Below are 17340 nucleotides of genomic sequence, written 5' to 3' on the forward strand. Positions count from 1 at the left end.
ACGAATATGATATGACGACGGATAGACAAGAGTTTTGGAGCAAGAAAGGTGTTGGCAGGATCAATCTTGAGTTTCGTCTTTTCGATCTGCACCTTTTGTGAAGCCGGGCACTACCATCTTGTCACGGAAGCAGAAAGAATACAGTCGCGTGCCTTTCCGAATGACGACAAGCCCCATGAACCTGATCTGTCCGGCAAATGGTACGCGACACTACAATGCAGTGTGGGGTCTGGCCGCTATATCTACTATTTTGAGCAAACGCCCAACGGCAGACTGTCAGGCAAGTCACGAGGGGTCAGCTTTGGCGTCAAAGACATAACGGGGTTCTTGGTAAACGGCAGCTTTGCCGCGACACGTTTCGAGTTCTTTGAGCAAGTTAGCGAAGGCTATTTCATCGAGGTATCAGGTTCGACCCGGTTGGCGGGAGGTTACGTTTTCGCCACCTACAAGAATACGCGCACAGACAATGAATGCAGATTGCGGATGAAGAAAATGAGAGATCAGAGGCTCGTAGATCCTTAAGGAATACCTGCACGAGTTGTGTGTTTGTGGATGTAAACAGCCGACTCTGCGCGCCAGATCCCTCAAATCAAAGCAGCTGATTGCACCGCCAAAGCGAACGGCAGCTTTGTTCGCCGAGCTGCCGGAACCCACATCGTCACCGGACATTTTCAATACCAGAACCTGCCCTTTGTTTAGGATGCAAAGAATGTCTGCCGCGTGCCCAAGAGCCGACATAGGTTTCCGCGCCCTTTTTCGGGCCAAGCTGCGTATGGTAACGTCGCCGTAGTTGAACGGAGATTGACCTATGGATCGTGTTTTTGGATGCAGCGTTGACCATCATTTGAAGCTACCAATCGAACTGCGAGGAGGGGAAAAACCGTTCGATCATTGGGTCGACAACAAAGTAATTGACCACATTGATGAACTTGCCGGGCGGTTTATCGCAACGTCCTCATTGGCGATCTTGTCTACGACGCGTCATGACGGAATATTGGACATCACCCCTCGCGGCGACCCCGCAGGTTTCGTAAAGGTCATTGACAAAAAACTCATCGCAATTCCCGATCGCCCCGGGAACAATCGGATGGATACGTTCGAGAATATTCTGGCGAACCCGAATGTCGGCATATTTTTCATAATTCCTGGGCATCGAGACACACTGCGCGTCAGTGGCAAAGGAGCGGTCGTTAGGGACACCAAACTGGGGCAACAGCTTTCGGTCAACGGACGGCCCTCGGATCTGATCCTGCTCGTACATGTCGAAAGGGTTTTATGCCATTGCCCAAAAGCGTTCATACGCGGAAAGGTCTGGCAATCACAGGATTGGCCGGACACCTCCGATGTCCCCACTCTTGCAGAGATGTTGAAGGTTCACGGCGCGATGCCTGAAACCGTCACTGAGATCGCGGACGGCTGCAAAGAAGATGCCGAAGAAAACCTGTACTGATAGTCATACAGCCATTCTCGACAAAGCTTCTGTTGGCCCGCTGACTTAGGTCGGAAAAGTCCGCGTTTGAGATCTACGTTGATTCAACAGCGAAAACTGGGTTTCAGTCGCAACCAAATCGACACACTTCGAAGACAGCTTCGGAACATGTGTTATAGCGACGAGCGGTGTAAATTCTAAACCTCGAAAACCAAGTTTCGCCACTTACCCGACCGGGCCAGTATTTGAGTGTAGGCTCACCATTCTGGAAAACAATCAGAGCCATCCGAGGTGCCTTTTGCCGAACCTCGACTTTTCAAACCCCGTGGTTGTGACGCTGTTCGAGCTCTTGTGCGAAATCGCTGAGTCGCGCCTGAAATTGTCTGCGAAACCGGGCCTGGCCCAGCTTCATGGATTGCAACAGTAGTCGCGCCGGAAGGGTCTTGGCGGCAAGAGACAGCTGGATGCTAAGCCGCGTATGGCGCGGAGACAGGGCCAACAGCTCGATCACTGTCTGACCGATCATGCCGCGGCTGCTTGAGGTGAACTGCATCAGCGATGGCCGCTCACACTCTGTCATCAGAACCGATATGTCGCGCGGTTTGCCCCGAAAGCTGAACCTCGTATGCCATTCGGCCCCCGCCTGCAGCGGTGTTTTCGAAACAACACGACGCACCTCGACCCCGCGTCGCATGGCCATGCGTTCAAAGCGGTCGACATCGGACACCATGGAAAACACGGCATCAATCGGGGCGGTTATGTCCTCCTGCGCTTTGAACTGCATCTGTTTTTCCGCTCAGCCTTTTCCCTGCTTATCGTTCTAAGGGTTAATCCAGCGTATCCGCCAGCCAATGTTGCAGGATAAAATGAGCAATCGAACCCTTTCTGGCGGGTTTCAGTTTCGGATGATCCCCGGCGAACGCCTGCATCATCTCGGTCTTGCTCACCCATATCGCCTCTTCGATTTCAACCGGGTCGATCTTGATATCACGTGACAAAGCCTCGCCCGCGCAGCCGAACATCAACGAGGCCGGGAAGGGCCAGGGCTGGCTTGAGAGGTAGTGCACAGCGCCCACAGGCACGTTGGCTTCCTCCATCACCTCGCGGCGCACCGCAGCTTCGAGCGTTTCGCCCGGTTCGACAAAACCGGCCAGCAGCGAATACATCCCCTCGGGCCACCCAGGTGAGCGCCCGACCAGAACCGCGTTGCCATGTGTGATCAGCATGATCACCACGGGGTCGGTTCTTGGGAAATGCTGGGCACCGCAATCGGGGCAACTGCGCTGCCATCCCGCTTGCGCCATCTCGCTGGGAGCGCCGCAGCGGGCGCAAAACCGATGGGTTTCGTGCCAGCCGATGACGGCCTTGGCTGTTGCGGCCAGTTCGGCATCGCGCGCCGATAGACGGGTCATGATCCTGCGCAGCTCGGCAAAGACCTGACCGGTGGGCAAATCTGGATGCTGCTGCTCGGTCTGATCGACAAACGCACCTACGCCAGCCAGATCCAACCCTTCGGCGGCCCAGCCGGAAATATCGGTTGCGAACAAAGGCGCTCTCTCTTTGGTAAGGCCGAGAAAAACCGGTGCGTCAACGATACCACCGGGACCGTCGGTCAACAGGGTGTGGCTGAGCGGAACGAGCGCCAGTTGGTCCAAATTCTCGCCCTGCACCAAAACCTTTCCGCGCCAGAGCAAAAGGCAGCGCGCCGACGGATCCGCCAAATCCTGAGCCAGCAAGGCAGCGTCACTGCGCCGCTCAGCCGCCCTGTTCAGGCCGGACCCCCCAAAGGTCACCTCCTCTGCTCGTTTCATGCACCGCCCTCATTTTGGCGACAGGGCTGCCACGTCTTGATCGTTGACGCAATGACCTTTCAAATATGCTATCGTTAGAATGCGGCAGATTGTCCGCGAACTTGTCGTTTTTATTGCGCTTATTCAACCTATAGGATTATTCAAATGCACAACAACATGCAGAAGTTTTACACTTGAATACAAAAGACAAGACCGCCGAAGTATCATCATCGCCGGCGCGTATCCAGATCCTAGCGACGACCGACCTTCATATGAATTTGACCGGATTTGACTATTATTCGGATCGCAAGGACCCAAGGATCGGATTTACCAGAACCGCAAGCTTGATCCGTGCTGCGCAGGATGAGGCGCATTCCGAAGGGGTATTGAGTTTGCTGTTCGACAATGGTGATGCCTTGCAGGGCACACCCTTTGGCGATTGGGCTGCCGCGCACTGTGCGGACACTCACCCCTTGCCTCAAGCGTTCAATCGGCTTGGGTACGATGCCGTTGGGCTGGGCAATCACGATTTCAGCTTCGGGCTGGGTCTGATCGACAGCTTTGCGTCACAATTGAACTGCCCCGTGCTTTGCAGCAATCTGGACCGTGAGCCCACAGGCGCGGGCTGGCGACCCTACACCGTTTTAAACCGCAACATAACGCATGATGCTGGAACAGCCACCATCAAGATCGGCGTCATGTCCGTAATACCCCCACAAACCACTATGTGGGAGCGGCACAAGCTGGACGGTCAGGTGGCTTCGCACGACATTTTGCGAAGCGCCGAAGAAACGGTCAGCACGCTGCGCAACCTTGGCTGCGATCTGATTATTGTTCTGGCCCATTCCGGTCTGCAAGCCGAAAGCGCGGGGCCCGGCCTGGAAAACGCGGTAATACAACTGGCAGCAATCGACGGCATCGACGTTATCATAGCCGGACATACCCACCTGACCCTTCCGGGACCTGCGCATGACCATTTGCCTTTTGTGGATGCTCGACGAGGGAGGGTTCATGGCAAACCGGTCGTCATGGCCGGGTCGGCAGGGTCTTATCTGGGTGTCATAGACATAACTTTGGACAATAAGATGTCCGGCGCCTGGACCATATGTGATTTTGAAACCGAACTGCGTTCGATTTGTCCAAAAAATACAGATGTTCTGGAAGATCCCGAAATGATAGCCCTGTTCGCTCGGGGGCACGCCGAAACGCGGACCCTTGCGGCAGAGCCTGTGGGGCGTCTTGAAACGTCGATACACAGCTATTTCGCCTATTGCGCGCCAGATCGGGCCCTGGCGCTTTTGGCTGCGGCGCAGGCGGCCGCGTTACGCGCCTTGTTGAATGATGATCCTACGTCGGAATTGCCTGTGCTCTCGGCGGTCGCCCCCGCCAAGTTCGGAGGACGCTCGGGCCCAGATTTCTATACTGACATCCCCGCTGGGGATATCTCGATGCGGCATGTCGCAGATATTCACCTGTTCCCAAATGAACTGCGTGCTGTGCGTGTCACCGGGGTACAGCTACGCGAATGGCTCGAAATGTCGGCAGGGATTTTCAGGCAGCTGAATCCAGACTCGGCAAGAGTTCTGACAGACCCCGATCGCGCGGGTCACAACTTTGATGTCATTCATGGACTGACCTATGAAATCGACCTCAGCCAACCGGCGCGTTATCGGGCGGATGGGCATCTTTCAGATCCAGAGGCCCGCCGGGTCCGAAATTTGCGCTGGCAAGCGCGACCTGTTGACGATGCAGCGGAATTCGTCGTCGCTACCAACAACTATCGCGTCAATGGTGGTGGAAATTTCAACGCCGTGACCGATGCACGCAAACTCGACCTTCCATCCTGCAGCATCCAAAGCGTTTTGCGGGACTATTTGGCTGAAAGCAGCCAGATAGATCCTTTGGAACACGCCGAAAATCCCTTTGGCTTCAGCAATCTGGGTGGTGCCAAAGCGATCCTGGAAACCGGACCAAGAGCTTTGGCGCATATCGACGAGCTTGACCCATACGCGCCAGAGATACTGGGGACCGATGCGCAGGGTTTCCTGCGGATCGCATTGACGCTCTGATGGGTTGCGAATCCGACGGTGCTTGCTTATATCCAGGGTCGAGAGGTTGGCGCGGGCGAGCGCCTCGCCAACCTGGTCAGGTCCGGAAGGAAGCAGCCACAACGAGCCCCGCTTGGGTCGATGTCCAACCTCTCACTTACTTCCACAACCTTTCTAGACACCTTGCTGTGCGATAAGCTGCGGCCAGATGGCTGCGTTGCGCCGCGCGAAAGCCCCGATATGGCCCACTGATTGCAAGCCATGGTCCTTCGGGTCGATCAGATGGCGTTGCGCGTCAGGTCCGAACAGCTCGGCCAGCCGCCAAACGGCTTGCGGTGGGACCATCTGATCGTCCGTGAAAGTCACCAGGTCGACTGTGCCTGAGGTCGAATCCCAGGTGACATCGGGCAAGGACGCACCGATTTCAGGCGCATAATTGCGCGGAGCCGTGCACCATCGGCGCCATTGCCAATAAACCGCCGCCGGCAGGTCCGGGCCAAACCCAACCGCCCTGCCGGGCAGATACCCCAACATACGCGCAAGCAGTGGTGCATGCCCGTACCAGAACAACCCAGCCAAGGCACGGTAGGGCCAGGGATGGTCGGTAAAGGTCACAAGCCCCGAGTTCACGCAAATCAGCCGGTCGATCTGCGCCACATCCGGCTGAACCGGGCCTAACATTCCACCGATGGAATGCCCTATGGTCCAATGCTGGGCCTGCGGATAGCGACGGCGCAGTTCTGCACGCGCTGCCGGTATATCCACCAAGGCCCAATCGGCCATGGTAACAGTTGCATCCTGAATGCGCCCGGTCAGCGACTGCCCAAAGCCGCTATAATCATAGGTCAGACAAGCCATACCATGCTCAAGCGCCAGCCAGAGTGCGAAATGCTGGTAGTAGTCGCGCGGAACTCCGGTTGCACTGTTCAGAGTCACCACAATTTCCGGCTCGATGACTGGTTTGTACAGCCGCGCCGACAGGTTTCCGCCCTGTGACGGAATCCAAAAATCCTCGGTTTCGATAATATGCTGGTCATCTCGCATAGTGTCACCCGCCCACACTGAACCAATCAGTTCAGAATTAATATGCGCCCAGCTCGACCATCACTGTCAAGCCGCAGCGCGCATGACCAAACGTCCGCTTGACAGCGCCCCACCCCGAACGCTAGCGGTTGTGTGATGGTTCTCGCACCCCGGTTTGGGGTCGGGATGAAAAGGGAACGCGGTGCGGGCCAATCCGATCCGATCGGAACAGCCCAAATCCGAGACTGCCCCCGCAACTGTAGGCGGAGAGCAATGTCGAAAAGCCACTGGCCGCAAGGCTGGGAAGGTCGGCAAAGCGATAACCCGCAAGTCAGGAGACCTGCCATCAAGAATTGAAACCGAAACTCGGGCGGGGTGTCCGGGCGGGCCTGCTTGTCGGAAGCCAAGTGTTCCTGATCGTCGCCCCTGCTCATTGCGCGGAGGGCGCGGTATGATCTGGAACACAAAAACTCACCAATTTTCGGCCACTCTTTGCCAGCGCACTGGCAAACCCTGCCCGGCGCTGGCGCAATTGGCGCGCGCGATAACCCAGGCGATGTCAACGGCCCAACCTGTTACAACAGATGGGTTCGAAGTTGACGGCCACGCACAGCTGACCCATTGCGCCGAAGGGTGCACCGCACGATATCTGGCCCGACCAAAGCAGGTTCGAATTTTTTGTGACGCTGATCCCCGGACAGAAAACGAGACTCTGGAACAGTTCGCTGACTTGATGTTCTCGTGCAAAGTAACTTCGATGCCCGCAGACGCCTTGGTCAAGGCGCCATGCGCCATGTTGCAGGTCACCACCAACGCCGCGCCAATGGCGGCGCAGGCTGCCGAGCAGGCCTCGATCTAGCTCAGCCTTGACGGCCCATCGCCCAGTCCATCTGTCCTTGAGTTTCCACAGCGCAAACGCGGGTTTTTCTGAGCCGTGCCAACGCCTCTACCGGCGCTTCGCCGCTATCAATCATCAACCGCAGCACCACCATCCCAGACCGCCCGCAGCCGCCACGACAATGCACCAGAACCCGGCCGCCGCCAGACAGCTGGCACAGGCCCAGAGCTCTGACATCTTCCCACGTCGACTGTGCGTCATCCTCGGGCGTGCCGAAATCGGCAATCGGGAAATGGACCCACTTCGCACCGATATTCTCAACGTCGCGCCCCAACGCCGAGGCCCCCAGCTGGGCCAATTCTTCGGCAGTCGTCAAAGTGATCACCAGATCCGGCGCCCAAGCCGCAATCGCACATAGATCAGCTTCGTAATTGCCATCGCGCCCCGGCAATGGGCACAATGCCAACTGCCCATCGCCCACAGTCAGACTGTAAATCTGAAATCCACTCATGTCTCGTGTCCTTCGGCGCCTCTGTGCCTCAGCGGTGTAACCAAGCCAAGCCAAATCCAAAACGAAATTCGCGCCCTCGTGGTGGACGCGACGAGCAGGTCGCTCTACGCTGCATCGGAACTCGAATCCGTCAGAGACAACATGACCGACACGCCAAGCCCTGCCTATCAGGTTCTCGCCCGCAAATATCGCCCGGAAACCTTTGCCGATCTGGTTGGGCAAGACGCCATGGTCCGCACGCTGAAAAACGCGTTCGAGGCAGACCGGATTGCCCAGGCCTTTGTCATGACCGGCATTCGGGGAACGGGGAAAACCACAACGGCCCGGATCATCGCCAAGGGTATGAATTGCATCGGTCCTGACGGCACGGGTGGACCTACAACGGAACCCTGCGGTCAATGCGAACACTGTCAGGCCATCATGGAAGGCCGCCATGTCGATGTGATTGAGATGGATGCCGCAAGTCGCACCGGTGTGAATGATATTCGCGAGATCATCGACAGTGTCCGCTATCGCGCCGCCAGCGCGCGGTACAAGATCTATATCATCGACGAGGTTCACATGCTGTCGACCAGCGCGTTCAACGCGCTGCTCAAGACGCTCGAAGAACCGCCCGAACATGTGAAGTTCATCTTTGCCACCACCGAGATCCGCAAAGTCCCGGTGACCGTTCTGTCGCGATGCCAGCGCTTTGACCTGCGACGGATCGAACCCGAGGACATGATCGCGCTGCTGCGCCGGATCGCGGATGCCGAAGGCGCCCAGATCGCCGACGACGCGCTGGCGCTGATCACCCGCGCTGCCGAAGGTTCAGCCCGCGATGCCACGTCATTGCTGGACCAGGCGATCAGCCACGGCGCGGGGGAAACCAGCGCCGACCAGGTGCGCGCTATGTTGGGTCTGGCCGACCGGGGCCGGGTGCTGGATCTGATGGATATGATCCTGCGCGGCGACGCGGCAGGGGCGCTGACCGAGCTGGGCAGCCAATATGCCGAAGGGGCAGATCCGCTGGCAGTTCTGCGCGATCTGGCGGAAATTACCCACTGGGTCTCGGTCGTGAAAATCACCCCCGACGCTGCCGAAGACCCAACAGTATCCCCCGACGAACGCGCCCGGGGTCAGCAAATGGCCCAGGCGCTACCGATGCGGGTGCTGACCCGGATGTGGCAGATGTTGCTGAAAGCGCTTGAAGAGGTTTCGGCTGCACCCAACGCCATGATGGCCGCGGAAATGGCGGTGATCCGTCTGACCCATGTGGCCGACCTGCCCAGCCCGGAAGAGCTGGTGAAACGGTTGCAGGACATGCCTGCCCCGCCACCGAATGGCGGACCGGGTGGCGGCGTGCCAACCCGAGCGCCTGACGCTGCTCCGACACAGGCCATTGCGCAACCTGCCATGGCCGCGCGCGGCCCCGCCGGGGGGCCTTCCGCTGCGCTGGCCCAGGACCCCGCCACCGCCCTGGCACGCTATCCAACCTTCAACCACGTCGTCGAACTGATCCGCAGCAACCGGGACGTAAAACTGTTGGTCGAAGTGGAAAACGGCGTGCGTCTGGTGTCCTACCAGCCCGGCCGGATCGAGTTTACACCCGCCGAACAAGCGCCGTCAGACCTGGCCGCGCGGCTGGGATCTGCGCTGCAGCGCTGGACCGGGAACCGCTGGGCCGTCTCGATTGTCTCGGACGGCGAAGCCCCCACGATCGGAGAAACCCGCGACGCCGCCGATCTGGCTCTGAAAGCCAAGGCAAAGGCGCACCCGCTGGTTCAGGCTGTCTTGGAACAGTTCCCAAAAGCACGGATCACCAAAATCGAAACCCCCGAGCAACGCGCAGCCCAGATCGAAACCGAAGCCCTGCCCGAGGTCGAGGACGAATGGGACCCGTTCGAGGAGGACTAAGATAAAGGCAAAACTCCCGCGCCCGCCACGGGCCATCGGCTGACGCCGATACCCCAGAGCGGACTTGGGCCCGGCAGCGCGGGCAAAGCCCGCGCTGCCGGGCCCAACGGGAGGAAAGGTCTTGCCAAAGACCTCGACGACCGGCGGGAGCATTCCTGCCCCTTGTGCCACACCGACGCCCTTCGTATTTAAGCGTCAAACCAGTTAAAGGAGATTACCGATGCTCAAAGGACTCGGAGGGCTTGGCGGCCTGGGCGATATGGCCAAGATGATGAAATCCGCGCAGGACTTGCAGACCAAGATGACGGAAATGCAGGAAGAGCTGAACACTTTGATGGTTGTTGGCGAATCCGGGGCCGGTCTGGTCAAGGCCACTGCCACTGCCAAGGGAGAGCTCAAGGGGCTCGACATTGATCCGTCGATATTCAATGGCGACGACAAGGAAGTGGTCGAAGATCTGATCCTGGCCGCCATCAAGGACGCCCAGACCAAAGCCGCCGAACGCGCGCAATCAGAAATGGCCAAACTGACCGAAAGCATGGGGCTGCCGGCGGATATCAAACTGCCCTTCTGATCTTCATCTTTTCAAATATACTCCCGCCAGAGGCTCCCTCCGGCGTCAGACAGGACAGGCCGTGAGCTCTAACAGCGACATTGATAACCTGATCGACCTGATGGCGAAACTGCCGGGCCTTGGCCCCCGTTCCGCCCGCCGCGCTGTCCTGCACCTGATCCGCAAACGCGCCCTGCTGCTGACACCGCTCTCGGACGCAATGCAGCAGGTTGCCGTTACCGCCCGCGAGTGTCTGAACTGCGGCAATGTTGGAACGTCCGACATCTGCGATATCTGCGACGATGAGGCCCGCGCAACCGGAGAGCTATGCGTGGTCGAGGACGTGGCCGATCTTTGGGCGATGGAACGCGCGGGCGTTTTCAAAGGCCGCTACCATGTACTGGGTGGCACGTTGTCAGCACTGGACGGGGTCGGCCCGGACGAACTGCGCATCCCACGCCTGCGGGACCGTGTGTTGGCGGAAGGGATCACCGAAATCATCCTGGCGCTGAACGCCACAATCGACGGACAGACCACTGCGCATTACATCGCCGACCAGCTTGAAGGCCAGGTGCGCCTGACGTCACTGGCACAGGGTGTGCCGATTGGGGGTGAGCTGGATTATCTGGATGACGGGACGATCACGGCGGCGCTGAGGGCGCGGAAAGAGATCTAACCTTATTCCTTGGATTAGATCATCCTTTCGCCAATACGACCTCCAGTTTCTCGAACGCCTGTTTCCAGCCACCTTCGCCAGCGCTGCCCGCGGGGACGCCACGATGCACCATGGTCATCTGCGTTCTGCCGTCTAATTCTCGTAAATCCACAATAACCTCGGTTATGTCCGGATGGCCTTCTGGCATTCCCATGTCTTTGGGCGACAGGATGTTTCCAGTCTCATCACACATGCTTTCGGTATAGACCAATCGAGACGGCTCGGTGATTTCCTTGTAGACCCCAGTAAACCACATCCTCATGGTTTTTTCCGGCGTTTTCATTTCCATGCAGATCTTTCGTACCCCACCGACACGCAAATCAATCTCTGCTGTTGGCACGGAGAACCCCATAGGGCCATACCACTTCTGGAACAGTGCAGGATCGGTCCACATCCGCCAGACCAGCGCCATGGGCGCTTGGAACTCGTGCACGATCCGCACCCATTTTTCAGAATCATCCATCTTTCAAATCCTTCATTTCGCTCAGTAATTTTTCCATGGCCTCAAAGCGAACTTCCCAGATGTGACGGTACTGGTCAGTCCAGTTTGCGATCGATTTCAGCGGGTCTGTATTCAACCGGCAAGGACGGAACTGCGCGTTGCGCGAGCGTTCGATCAAGCCCGCTCCTTCCAGCACACGCAAATGTTTTGAGATCGCTGGCATGCTGACGTCAAACGGCTCTGCCAGCTCTTTGACAGTCGCTTCGCCTTGGGCCAATCGCGCCAGCATCGCGCGTCTGGCGGGATGGGCAAGTGCCGCAAAGGCGAAGTCCAGTTTTTCGTCTTCAGTCATAGGCTCATTAATAAACCTATTGGTTAATTAATCAATGGGTAAATTAAACCCGATTAAGATGGCCAACGCACCAACTCTCGAATTTCCCTTTGGACTGAACAGCTTTGAAGATAGAAAGATCTTGTATCGTCTTTGCCCCGGAACAGTTTGATGACCCGTTTTGTCGCCCTCACCCTCGCCGCCTTCACCGCCACCTCTGCCCTTGCGCAGAACCTTGTCGACAAAGGCTTTGTCGAAGGCTGGAACATCATGATGGATCCCGCGCTCGGGAATGGGTGCCTGATCCAGACGGTCTATCAGGATCTTTCGGTCGTGCGGTTGGGCTATGATGCTTTGGACAATCGTGGGTATTTCGCCGTCTACAACAAAGCCTGGGGCGACATACAGCAGGGCGAGCGCTATCCGATCCGGTTTGAGCTGGACGGCAAAAGCTATGACGCAACAGCGATTGGGTTCAATGACCGGGACGTGCCGGGCGCGACTGTGTTTTTTACAGACCGGGCGTTCGTGACGGCGATTGCGCAGAATAAGACGCTGACAGTGTTCAACCCCGAAGGTCAGACGGTGATGGCCATTGATCTAAAGGGAACCGCCAAAGCATTGGACTATGCGCGGGACTGTCAGAACAAGAAGCTTTAACGAATCGGGTCGAACAGCGCGTCTTTCGCCGTGCAGTCCCGGATCACGTCGCGGCCGCAGGGCACCGGATCAAGCGTGCGGGACAGGCATAGGCGCGCTTCGGCGATATAGCCCTGTTTGCAGGTGACCGTGATCATGTCACGCTCTAACCCGGGGTTGGCTTTCAGAAACGCCTCTTCCACTACAGATGCGGGCAGTTTGACGGCAGCATCCAGCTTGCGGAACACGTCTGGGCGGCTCACCTGATCGTAAGCTTCGCGCGACAGAGCGAAATAGTCAGGTGCGGAGAGGCCTGAACATGTGCCGTGTTTCTTCCATTGATGCCAGGCCAAGCCCGCACTGCCCTGGATATCCTCCATCGCGCGAGTCATCGAGCGTGAGGGCGGTGCCTCGGGCGTGCGGCAATAAGAGGGCCAGCCTTGGTGAAACTGTGGCCAGAGCCCGTGCAAGATCCATCCGTGGTCATGACGTTCATCACATTGATCTGATCCGCGCGCATCACCTTCGCGCGCGCACCAGTTGGGTGACCAGCTGAGCGCGAGGACATAATAGTCAAACTCTCCGGCCTTTTCGCCCTCGGCCCAAGCGGATATCGCGCCCAGCACCAACAAAACCAGCCCCAAAATTCCTTGGCGCATTCGCCTCTTTCCTTCTTAACCTGACGCGACTATACAAGCCCCAAGTTCCCCGACAACGGAAACCTGCCCCAAAGCCACGGGGCCGCCGAATTCCGGCGACGGGACAGATGTATGTATAGGAGACGGGCTGATGGCAAAACCCCTGATGGCCAAGGCAACCGCCGTATGGCTGGTGGATAACACCACGATCAGCTTCAAGCAGATCGCGGATTTCGTAGGAATGCACGAGTTGGAGGTGCAGGGCATCGCGGATGGCGATGTGGCTGCGGGCGTTAAAGGATTCGACCCGATTTCCAACAATCAGCTGACTCAGGAAGAGATTGATGCAGCGCAGAACAACCCGCTGCACAAGCTCAAGCTCAAATTCAACCCGTCGGCAGCGGGTGAGGAAAAACGCCGTGGTCCGCGTTATACGCCTCTGTCAAAGCGTCAGGACCGCCCGAACTCGATCCTGTGGCTGGTCAAGTTCCACCCCGAGCTGAGCGACGGTCAGATCGCCAAACTGGTCGGCACCACCAAGCCGACCATCCAGTCGATCCGCGAGCGCACCCACTGGAACATCGCCAATATGCAACCGATCGATCCGGTTGCCTTGGGCCTGTGCAAACAGTCCGAGCTGGATACAGCCGTTCAGAAAGCCGCAGCCAAACAAGCGGCTGAAGGCAAGGTCATGAGTGATGATGAACGCCGCAAGCTGGTGTCCACCGAACAGTCACTGGATATGGATGCAGCACCCAAGATCCCGTCGGCAATTGAAGGGCTGGAAACTTTCTCGTTGACCGATGAGCCAGCTGAGGAAAAAGAAGAAGAGGTTGTTGATGCGGACAGCTTCTTCAACCTGCCCAAAGGTGGCGAGGCGGACGAAGAAGAAGACGAGTTTCGCCCCTGATCCTGGAACAGCCCCGGCCTGACAGGCCCGGGGCGCTTGCTTTGGGAATCCCATGCTGAACGTTTTGTCCGCAGTTTTCGGCCCGCACCGCGCAGTTTCGATCTATGCTTTCCTCAAGACCTGGGGGTTGGCTCTGGCCGGTGCCTTGGTCATGGTCGTTATTGTTTCGGTGATCGTTCTTGTGGGCGACGACGGAGAGCATGAGCACGAAGCGTTTCTAACCGTGCCGGTCCTGTCGGCAACGGCGATCAACGGTGATCTGCGGAACGGTGTGGTTGCGTCAGTCCGTCTGCCGGATGGGTCGGCTGTCTCGCTCACCTCAACAGATGCGCAGATCTCGCAGAGCGTGGGATCTGATGCCTGCGTTGAAAAACGCGTTTATGTTGAAAGCGGCGAGGCGCGGTATCGGCTGAAACTGCCACGGCTCTGCGGATCGAGTTGATCCTTGAAAACCGCCCGGAATTGCCCAGGCGGTTTTTTTTAAACCATCTGAAACACGATACCCGCAAGGATCGCGCCACCAACACCCAGAGCCAGATAGGTGGCAAAGACGCGCGGCTTGACCAGCGACCAAACCGCTGCCATCGCCGGGATCGAGCTGACGGCACCCGCCAACATAAAGGCCATCGCGGCGCCCGCGGTCATGCCCTGCTCTATCAAACCGGCCAGCAGCGGCGGAGCCACATAGGAATTCAGATAGGCCGGCATCCCCACAAGCGCAGCCACGACAATCGGGCCAACACCTTCTCCGCCAACGACGCGCGCGATCAGATCTGCCGGGACATAGCTGACCAGCAACGCCTCGAGCACATAAGCCAATGCCAGCCACTTGAGCAGAAACAGGCCGTTTTGGACGAACTCCGAGCGAAATCGCTGACGGCGGTCCGGGTCTTTCCAGAATGTCCAAACGGGTTTGTCGTCCAGCTTGGGGCCGCAACCGCAACATCCCGCCGGCTTGTAGTTCCGCAAAGGCTGGGAAAACGCCCCGGCCCGCATCAGCGCCCGCACGGCAAACCCGCCAAACAGGCCCAGGGCCACCGCAGCGACGGCTTTGCCAATCGCAAACGGCCAGCCCAATGCGCCCGCTGTGATCAGCAGCGTTGGTGGATCGATCAAGGGTGAACTGAGCCAGAACGCCATGACCGCCGACAACGGTGCGCCAAGTGCCAGAAGGCCTGCGATAAAGGGAATGACTTCGCAGGAACAGAACGGCGCCAGCCCGCCAAACAACGCCGCCAAAAAGATCATTCGGGTCTCGCGCCCCTCAAAGGCGCGGGCCACCATGACCTCGGCACCCGTGGCCTTGAGGTAGGACAAAAGCAAAACGGCAAAAAGGATATACTGACCCGTATGCGCCAGCGCCTTGGCCGCAAATGTCACGATTTCGGTCCAGTTGCCCGGATCCAACAGGGCAACGAGCAGCAGAATGGCAATGATCAGAACCCATGGCGTTTTAAGCGCGTCGATAACGTTGCGCACCGAGGTTTTGGGGTTTTGTGTCAGCTCAGCCATCGTTTGCGGCCTTTTCAATCTGGTCCGCGCAGCATTCGCTCAGAATGAACTGCGCCAGTTTCTGCAATTCGCCATAGCACGCACGGTTAATTGTCGTGCGGCCGATCTTTTCCTGCTCGACCACGCCACCCGCTGCCAGAAATCGCAGATGATGGGCCAGTGTTGACGGGGCTATGCCCGTGCGCGTCTGGATTTCACCAACGGTCAGCCCAGCCTCACCTGCGCGGACCAGCGTTTTCAGTACTTTCAACCGGGCCTCAGAGCCCATGGCCGAGAATCCCGCGGCAGCTTCTTCCCACATTGGACTTCCCTACATAACTAATTTTCTGGTTATATAGTTTATTCGAACTTGGTGGTCAACCGAAGGATTTCCTTTAAGGAGCTTAAGTCCAGATTGCCTCTGCCTTAAGTCCAACCTATAAGGAGGGATGGGAATTTCCGTGGACACCTTTTTCCTTGATCCCAACGGTCAGGGCACGTTGCAAGCACGCATTCAGCAGATGATTGCCGAAGGCATTTTGTCGGGCCGCTTTCACACGGGTGAGAAATTGCCATCCTCACGCAAGCTGGCGTCACATTTGGGGGTCAGCCGGATCACGGTCACGCTCGCCTATACCGAGCTATTGGCCAATGACTATCTGACCTCGCGCGGGCGGTCGGGCTACTACGTGTCGCAGAATGCTCCGGTACCCCCGAAATACACCCCCCTCCAGCGCAGTGATGACACGGTCAACTGGGAAAGGTCGCTTGCGCGTCCTTTTTCAGGCGGAGATTTTCTGCGCAAGCCCAGCGACTGGCGCGACTTTCGATATCCGTTCATCTATGGGCAGACTGACCGGTCCCTGTTCGATCATGCCAATTGGCGTCTCTGCGCCGTGCGCGCATTGGGGCACAAGGATTTCGATTCGCTGACCGGAGATTACGTCGACCAAGATGATCCTCTGCTGATCGAGTTCATTGCCCGGCACACCCTGCCACGGCGCGGGATAGCCGCGCGCCCCGAAGAAATCCTGATAACACTGGGTGCCCAGAACGCCTTGTGGCTGGCGTCGCGGGTATTGCTGAAACCTGACCGGACCGCCGCGATTGAAGATCCGTGTTATTATTCGCTGCGCAATCTGCTGTCACATTCCGATTGTCGACTTGTGCCAATACGGGTGGATCAAGACGGGCTGCCACCGCAGGACATCCCCGATCAGACCGATGTCATCTTTACCACGCCAAGCCATCAATGCCCCACTACGGCCACCATGCCCGTGGACCGGCGCAATGCCTTACTGGATCGCGCTCGCGACCTGAATGCAATCATCGTCGAGGACGATTACGAGTTCGAAATGTCCTATCTGGGTGCGCCCTCGCCCGCGCTGAAATCGATGGATCGCGATGGGCGGGTTGTCTATGTGGGCAGCTTTTCCAAATCCCTGTTTCCGGGGTTGCGGCTTGGCTACATGGTCGGATCCGAAGCATTTATCCGCGAGGTGCGAGCGCTGCGCACCTTGGTTCTGCGCCATCCTCCGGGCCATGTTCAGCGCACTGCGGCCTATTTTCTGTCACTGGGACATTACGACGCGCAGATCCGCCGGATGTCGAAAGCCCTGCACCAAAGACGTGACACAATCGAAGCGGCCATCCATCAGCATGGGCTGACCATCGCCGGGCATGGATATCACGGAGGATCGTCGATCTGGATGCAGGCGCCAAATGGCATCGATACCACCCGTTTGGCCAAGGAATTAAGGGCGCGCAGCACCCATATCGAGCCCGGAGAACAGTTCTTTTCCGGGACCAGTCGACCGCGGAACTTCTACCGGCTCGGTTATTCCTCGATACCGCCGGAACGCATCGCTCCGGGGATTGAACAAATCGCCCAGGCAATCCGCAACAAATCCTAGACTGGATATATCCGGCTTGGGCTTCTGGCCCTAACGCCACAGGCACCCATACGCCAAAACCGCTGAGAAATACCGCGCCGCATGGCCGATTGCACCCTATTGCCCCGGAGTTTGCCAGATGAAGATGACGACCGAAGAAGCATTTGTGAAGGTTTTGCAGATGCATGGGATTG

The 17340-nt window shown here is 57.9% G+C and carries 20 protein-coding genes, 1 other RNA gene and 1 riboswitch; of the genes, 12 read left to right on the forward strand and 9 right to left on the reverse strand.

Annotation, left to right across the window (positions count from 1 at the left end; all coding sequences use genetic code 11):
- The first annotated feature begins 66 nt into the window (after positions 1–66).
- Both GOV38_RS20890 and GOV38_RS20895 read left to right on the forward strand, forming a co-directional pair.
- Positions 67–522: a hypothetical protein gene (locus tag GOV38_RS20890; protein WP_171210185.1), complete on the forward strand. Its 456-nt coding sequence runs from the start codon at positions 67–69 to the stop codon at positions 520–522.
- 286 nt (positions 523–808) lie between these two features.
- A complete protein-coding gene (locus GOV38_RS20895; RefSeq protein WP_171210184.1) occupies positions 809–1450 on the forward strand; it encodes an MSMEG_1061 family FMN-dependent PPOX-type flavoprotein in 642 nt (213 codons plus the stop codon).
- 295 nt (positions 1451–1745) lie between these two features.
- On the opposite strand, the gene GOV38_RS20900 is transcribed toward GOV38_RS20895, so the two are convergent.
- Together GOV38_RS20900 and nudC are read right to left on the reverse strand one after the other, a co-directional pair.
- Entirely contained in the window at positions 1746–2213 is a 468-nt protein-coding gene (locus tag GOV38_RS20900) for an SRPBCC family protein (RefSeq protein WP_171133716.1), read from the reverse strand.
- A 43-nt stretch (positions 2214–2256) separates the two neighbouring features.
- Positions 2257–3240, reverse strand: coding sequence for an NAD(+) diphosphatase (nudC, locus tag GOV38_RS20905; RefSeq protein WP_171210183.1), 984 nt, complete (start codon positions 3238–3240; stop codon positions 2257–2259).
- 173 nt (positions 3241–3413) lie between these two features.
- Between nudC and GOV38_RS20910 the strand changes: the two genes are divergently transcribed.
- Both GOV38_RS20910 and ffs read left to right on the forward strand, forming a co-directional pair.
- Positions 3414–5288, forward strand: a complete 1875-nt coding sequence (locus GOV38_RS20910) for a bifunctional 2',3'-cyclic-nucleotide 2'-phosphodiesterase/3'-nucleotidase (RefSeq protein WP_171210182.1) — start codon at positions 3414–3416, stop codon at positions 5286–5288.
- Positions 5289–5327: 39 nt separating this feature from the next.
- Positions 5328–5426, forward strand: an RNA gene (gene ffs / locus GOV38_RS20915) — signal recognition particle sRNA small type.
- A gap of 15 nt (positions 5427–5441) precedes the next feature.
- On the opposite strand, the gene GOV38_RS20920 is transcribed toward ffs, so the two are convergent.
- Positions 5442–6311 (reverse strand): alpha/beta fold hydrolase, encoded by an 870-nt coding sequence (locus tag GOV38_RS20920; RefSeq protein WP_171210181.1) that lies wholly within the window; start codon positions 6309–6311, stop codon positions 5442–5444.
- A gap of 119 nt (positions 6312–6430) precedes the next feature.
- A riboswitch (cobalamin riboswitch) is annotated at positions 6431–6653 on the forward strand.
- An 88-nt stretch (positions 6654–6741) separates the two neighbouring features.
- Between GOV38_RS20920 and GOV38_RS20925 the strand changes: the two genes are divergently transcribed.
- Positions 6742–7149: a hypothetical protein gene (locus tag GOV38_RS20925; RefSeq protein WP_171210180.1), complete on the forward strand. Its 408-nt coding sequence runs from the start codon at positions 6742–6744 to the stop codon at positions 7147–7149.
- A gap of 1 nt (position 7150) precedes the next feature.
- Here the strand turns inward: GOV38_RS20925 and GOV38_RS20930 are convergent, their stop codons facing one another.
- Positions 7151–7639: a protein-tyrosine phosphatase family protein gene (locus GOV38_RS20930; RefSeq protein ID WP_171210179.1), complete on the reverse strand. Its 489-nt coding sequence runs from the start codon at positions 7637–7639 to the stop codon at positions 7151–7153.
- 141 nt (positions 7640–7780) lie between these two features.
- Between GOV38_RS20930 and GOV38_RS20935 the strand changes: the two genes are divergently transcribed.
- From GOV38_RS20935 to recR, 3 genes are all read left to right on the forward strand, one after another.
- Positions 7781–9535, forward strand: a complete 1755-nt coding sequence (locus GOV38_RS20935) for a DNA polymerase III subunit gamma/tau (RefSeq protein ID WP_171210178.1) — start codon at positions 7781–7783, stop codon at positions 9533–9535.
- Positions 9536–9755: 220 nt separating this feature from the next.
- Positions 9756–10109, forward strand: a complete 354-nt coding sequence (locus tag GOV38_RS20940) for a YbaB/EbfC family nucleoid-associated protein (protein WP_171103721.1) — start codon at positions 9756–9758, stop codon at positions 10107–10109.
- Between the two features lie 61 nt (positions 10110–10170).
- Positions 10171–10764: a recombination mediator RecR gene (gene recR / locus GOV38_RS20945; RefSeq protein ID WP_171210177.1), complete on the forward strand. Its 594-nt coding sequence runs from the start codon at positions 10171–10173 to the stop codon at positions 10762–10764.
- A 19-nt stretch (positions 10765–10783) separates the two neighbouring features.
- On the opposite strand, the gene GOV38_RS20950 is transcribed toward recR, so the two are convergent.
- Together GOV38_RS20950 and GOV38_RS20955 are read right to left on the reverse strand one after the other, a co-directional pair.
- Positions 10784–11266, reverse strand: a complete 483-nt coding sequence (locus GOV38_RS20950) for an SRPBCC domain-containing protein (RefSeq protein WP_171210176.1) — start codon at positions 11264–11266, stop codon at positions 10784–10786.
- Entirely contained in the window at positions 11259–11597 is a 339-nt protein-coding gene (locus tag GOV38_RS20955) for a helix-turn-helix transcriptional regulator (protein WP_171103727.1), read from the reverse strand. Before GOV38_RS20955 ends, GOV38_RS20950 begins: the two co-directional genes overlap by 8 nt.
- Before the next feature lie 150 nt (positions 11598–11747).
- Here GOV38_RS20955 and GOV38_RS20960 point away from each other — a divergent pair, with 150 nt between their 5' ends.
- Complete coding sequence (locus GOV38_RS20960; protein ID WP_171210175.1) at positions 11748–12236, forward strand: hypothetical protein; 489 nt, start codon at positions 11748–11750, stop codon at positions 12234–12236.
- On the opposite strand, the gene GOV38_RS20965 is transcribed toward GOV38_RS20960, so the two are convergent.
- Positions 12233–12874 (reverse strand): ribonuclease T2, encoded by a 642-nt coding sequence (locus GOV38_RS20965; protein WP_171133727.1) that lies wholly within the window; start codon positions 12872–12874, stop codon positions 12233–12235. The two genes, GOV38_RS20960 and GOV38_RS20965, sit on opposite strands and share 4 nt — an antisense overlap.
- A gap of 130 nt (positions 12875–13004) precedes the next feature.
- On the opposite strand from GOV38_RS20965, the gene GOV38_RS20970 reads away from it, so the two are divergent.
- A complete protein-coding gene (locus GOV38_RS20970; protein WP_171210174.1) occupies positions 13005–13763 on the forward strand; it encodes a DUF1013 domain-containing protein in 759 nt (252 codons plus the stop codon).
- Between the two features lie 52 nt (positions 13764–13815).
- On the forward strand, positions 13816–14205 hold the full coding sequence (locus tag GOV38_RS20975) for a hypothetical protein (RefSeq protein WP_171103735.1): 390 nt from the start codon (positions 13816–13818) through the stop codon (positions 14203–14205).
- 38 nt (positions 14206–14243) lie between these two features.
- On the opposite strand, the gene GOV38_RS20980 is transcribed toward GOV38_RS20975, so the two are convergent.
- A complete protein-coding gene (locus GOV38_RS20980; RefSeq protein WP_171210173.1) occupies positions 14244–15275 on the reverse strand; it encodes a permease in 1032 nt (343 codons plus the stop codon).
- Positions 15268–15576, reverse strand: a complete 309-nt coding sequence (locus GOV38_RS20985) for a helix-turn-helix transcriptional regulator (protein ID WP_171103739.1) — start codon at positions 15574–15576, stop codon at positions 15268–15270. The genes GOV38_RS20980 and GOV38_RS20985 overlap by 8 nt, the downstream gene beginning before the upstream one ends.
- Positions 15577–15703: 127 nt before the next feature.
- On the opposite strand from GOV38_RS20985, the gene GOV38_RS20990 reads away from it, so the two are divergent.
- Positions 15704–17167 carry a PLP-dependent aminotransferase family protein gene (locus GOV38_RS20990; RefSeq protein WP_171210172.1) on the forward strand — a complete coding sequence of 488 codons (1464 nt, stop codon included), beginning with the start codon at positions 15704–15706 and terminating at the stop codon, positions 17165–17167.
- Positions 17168–17340 lie beyond the last annotated feature (173 nt).

This window comes from Ruegeria sp. HKCCA5839 (genome assembly GCF_013035585.1).
In the GTDB taxonomy this organism is placed as follows: Bacteria; Pseudomonadota; Alphaproteobacteria; order Rhodobacterales; family Rhodobacteraceae; genus Ruegeria.

Bases quoted from the DNA above. Each gene is read 5' to 3' on its own strand.
- GOV38_RS20985 (WP_171103739.1), bottom strand. From the start codon at position 15,576: ATGTGGGAAGAAGCTGCCGCGGGATTCTCGGCCATGGGCTCTGAGGCC.
- GOV38_RS20920 (WP_171210181.1), bottom strand. From the start codon at position 6,311: ATGCGAGATGACCAGCATATTATCGAAACCGAGGATTTTTGGATTCCG.
- GOV38_RS20970 (WP_171210174.1), top strand. From the start codon at position 13,005: ATGGCAAAACCCCTGATGGCCAAGGCAACCGCCGTATGGCTGGTGGAT.
- nudC (WP_171210183.1), bottom strand. From the start codon at position 3,240: ATGAAACGAGCAGAGGAGGTGACCTTTGGGGGGTCCGGCCTGAACAGG.
- GOV38_RS20960 (WP_171210175.1), top strand. From the start codon at position 11,748: ATGACCCGTTTTGTCGCCCTCACCCTCGCCGCCTTCACCGCCACCTCT.
- GOV38_RS20990 (WP_171210172.1), top strand. From the start codon at position 15,704: ATGGGAATTTCCGTGGACACCTTTTTCCTTGATCCCAACGGTCAGGGC.
- GOV38_RS20955 (WP_171103727.1), bottom strand. From the start codon at position 11,597: ATGACTGAAGACGAAAAACTGGACTTCGCCTTTGCGGCACTTGCCCAT.
- GOV38_RS20975 (WP_171103735.1), top strand. From the start codon at position 13,816: ATGCTGAACGTTTTGTCCGCAGTTTTCGGCCCGCACCGCGCAGTTTCG.
- GOV38_RS20980 (WP_171210173.1), bottom strand. From the start codon at position 15,275: ATGGCTGAGCTGACACAAAACCCCAAAACCTCGGTGCGCAACGTTATC.
- GOV38_RS20940 (WP_171103721.1), top strand. From the start codon at position 9,756: ATGCTCAAAGGACTCGGAGGGCTTGGCGGCCTGGGCGATATGGCCAAG.
- GOV38_RS20930 (WP_171210179.1), bottom strand. From the start codon at position 7,639: ATGAGTGGATTTCAGATTTACAGTCTGACTGTGGGCGATGGGCAGTTG.
- GOV38_RS20925 (WP_171210180.1), top strand. From the start codon at position 6,742: ATGATCTGGAACACAAAAACTCACCAATTTTCGGCCACTCTTTGCCAG.
- GOV38_RS20900 (WP_171133716.1), bottom strand. From the start codon at position 2,213: ATGCAGTTCAAAGCGCAGGAGGACATAACCGCCCCGATTGATGCCGTG.
- GOV38_RS20935 (WP_171210178.1), top strand. From the start codon at position 7,781: ATGACCGACACGCCAAGCCCTGCCTATCAGGTTCTCGCCCGCAAATAT.
- GOV38_RS20965 (WP_171133727.1), bottom strand. From the start codon at position 12,874: ATGCGCCAAGGAATTTTGGGGCTGGTTTTGTTGGTGCTGGGCGCGATA.
- GOV38_RS20895 (WP_171210184.1), top strand. From the start codon at position 809: ATGGATCGTGTTTTTGGATGCAGCGTTGACCATCATTTGAAGCTACCA.
- GOV38_RS20950 (WP_171210176.1), bottom strand. From the start codon at position 11,266: ATGGATGATTCTGAAAAATGGGTGCGGATCGTGCACGAGTTCCAAGCG.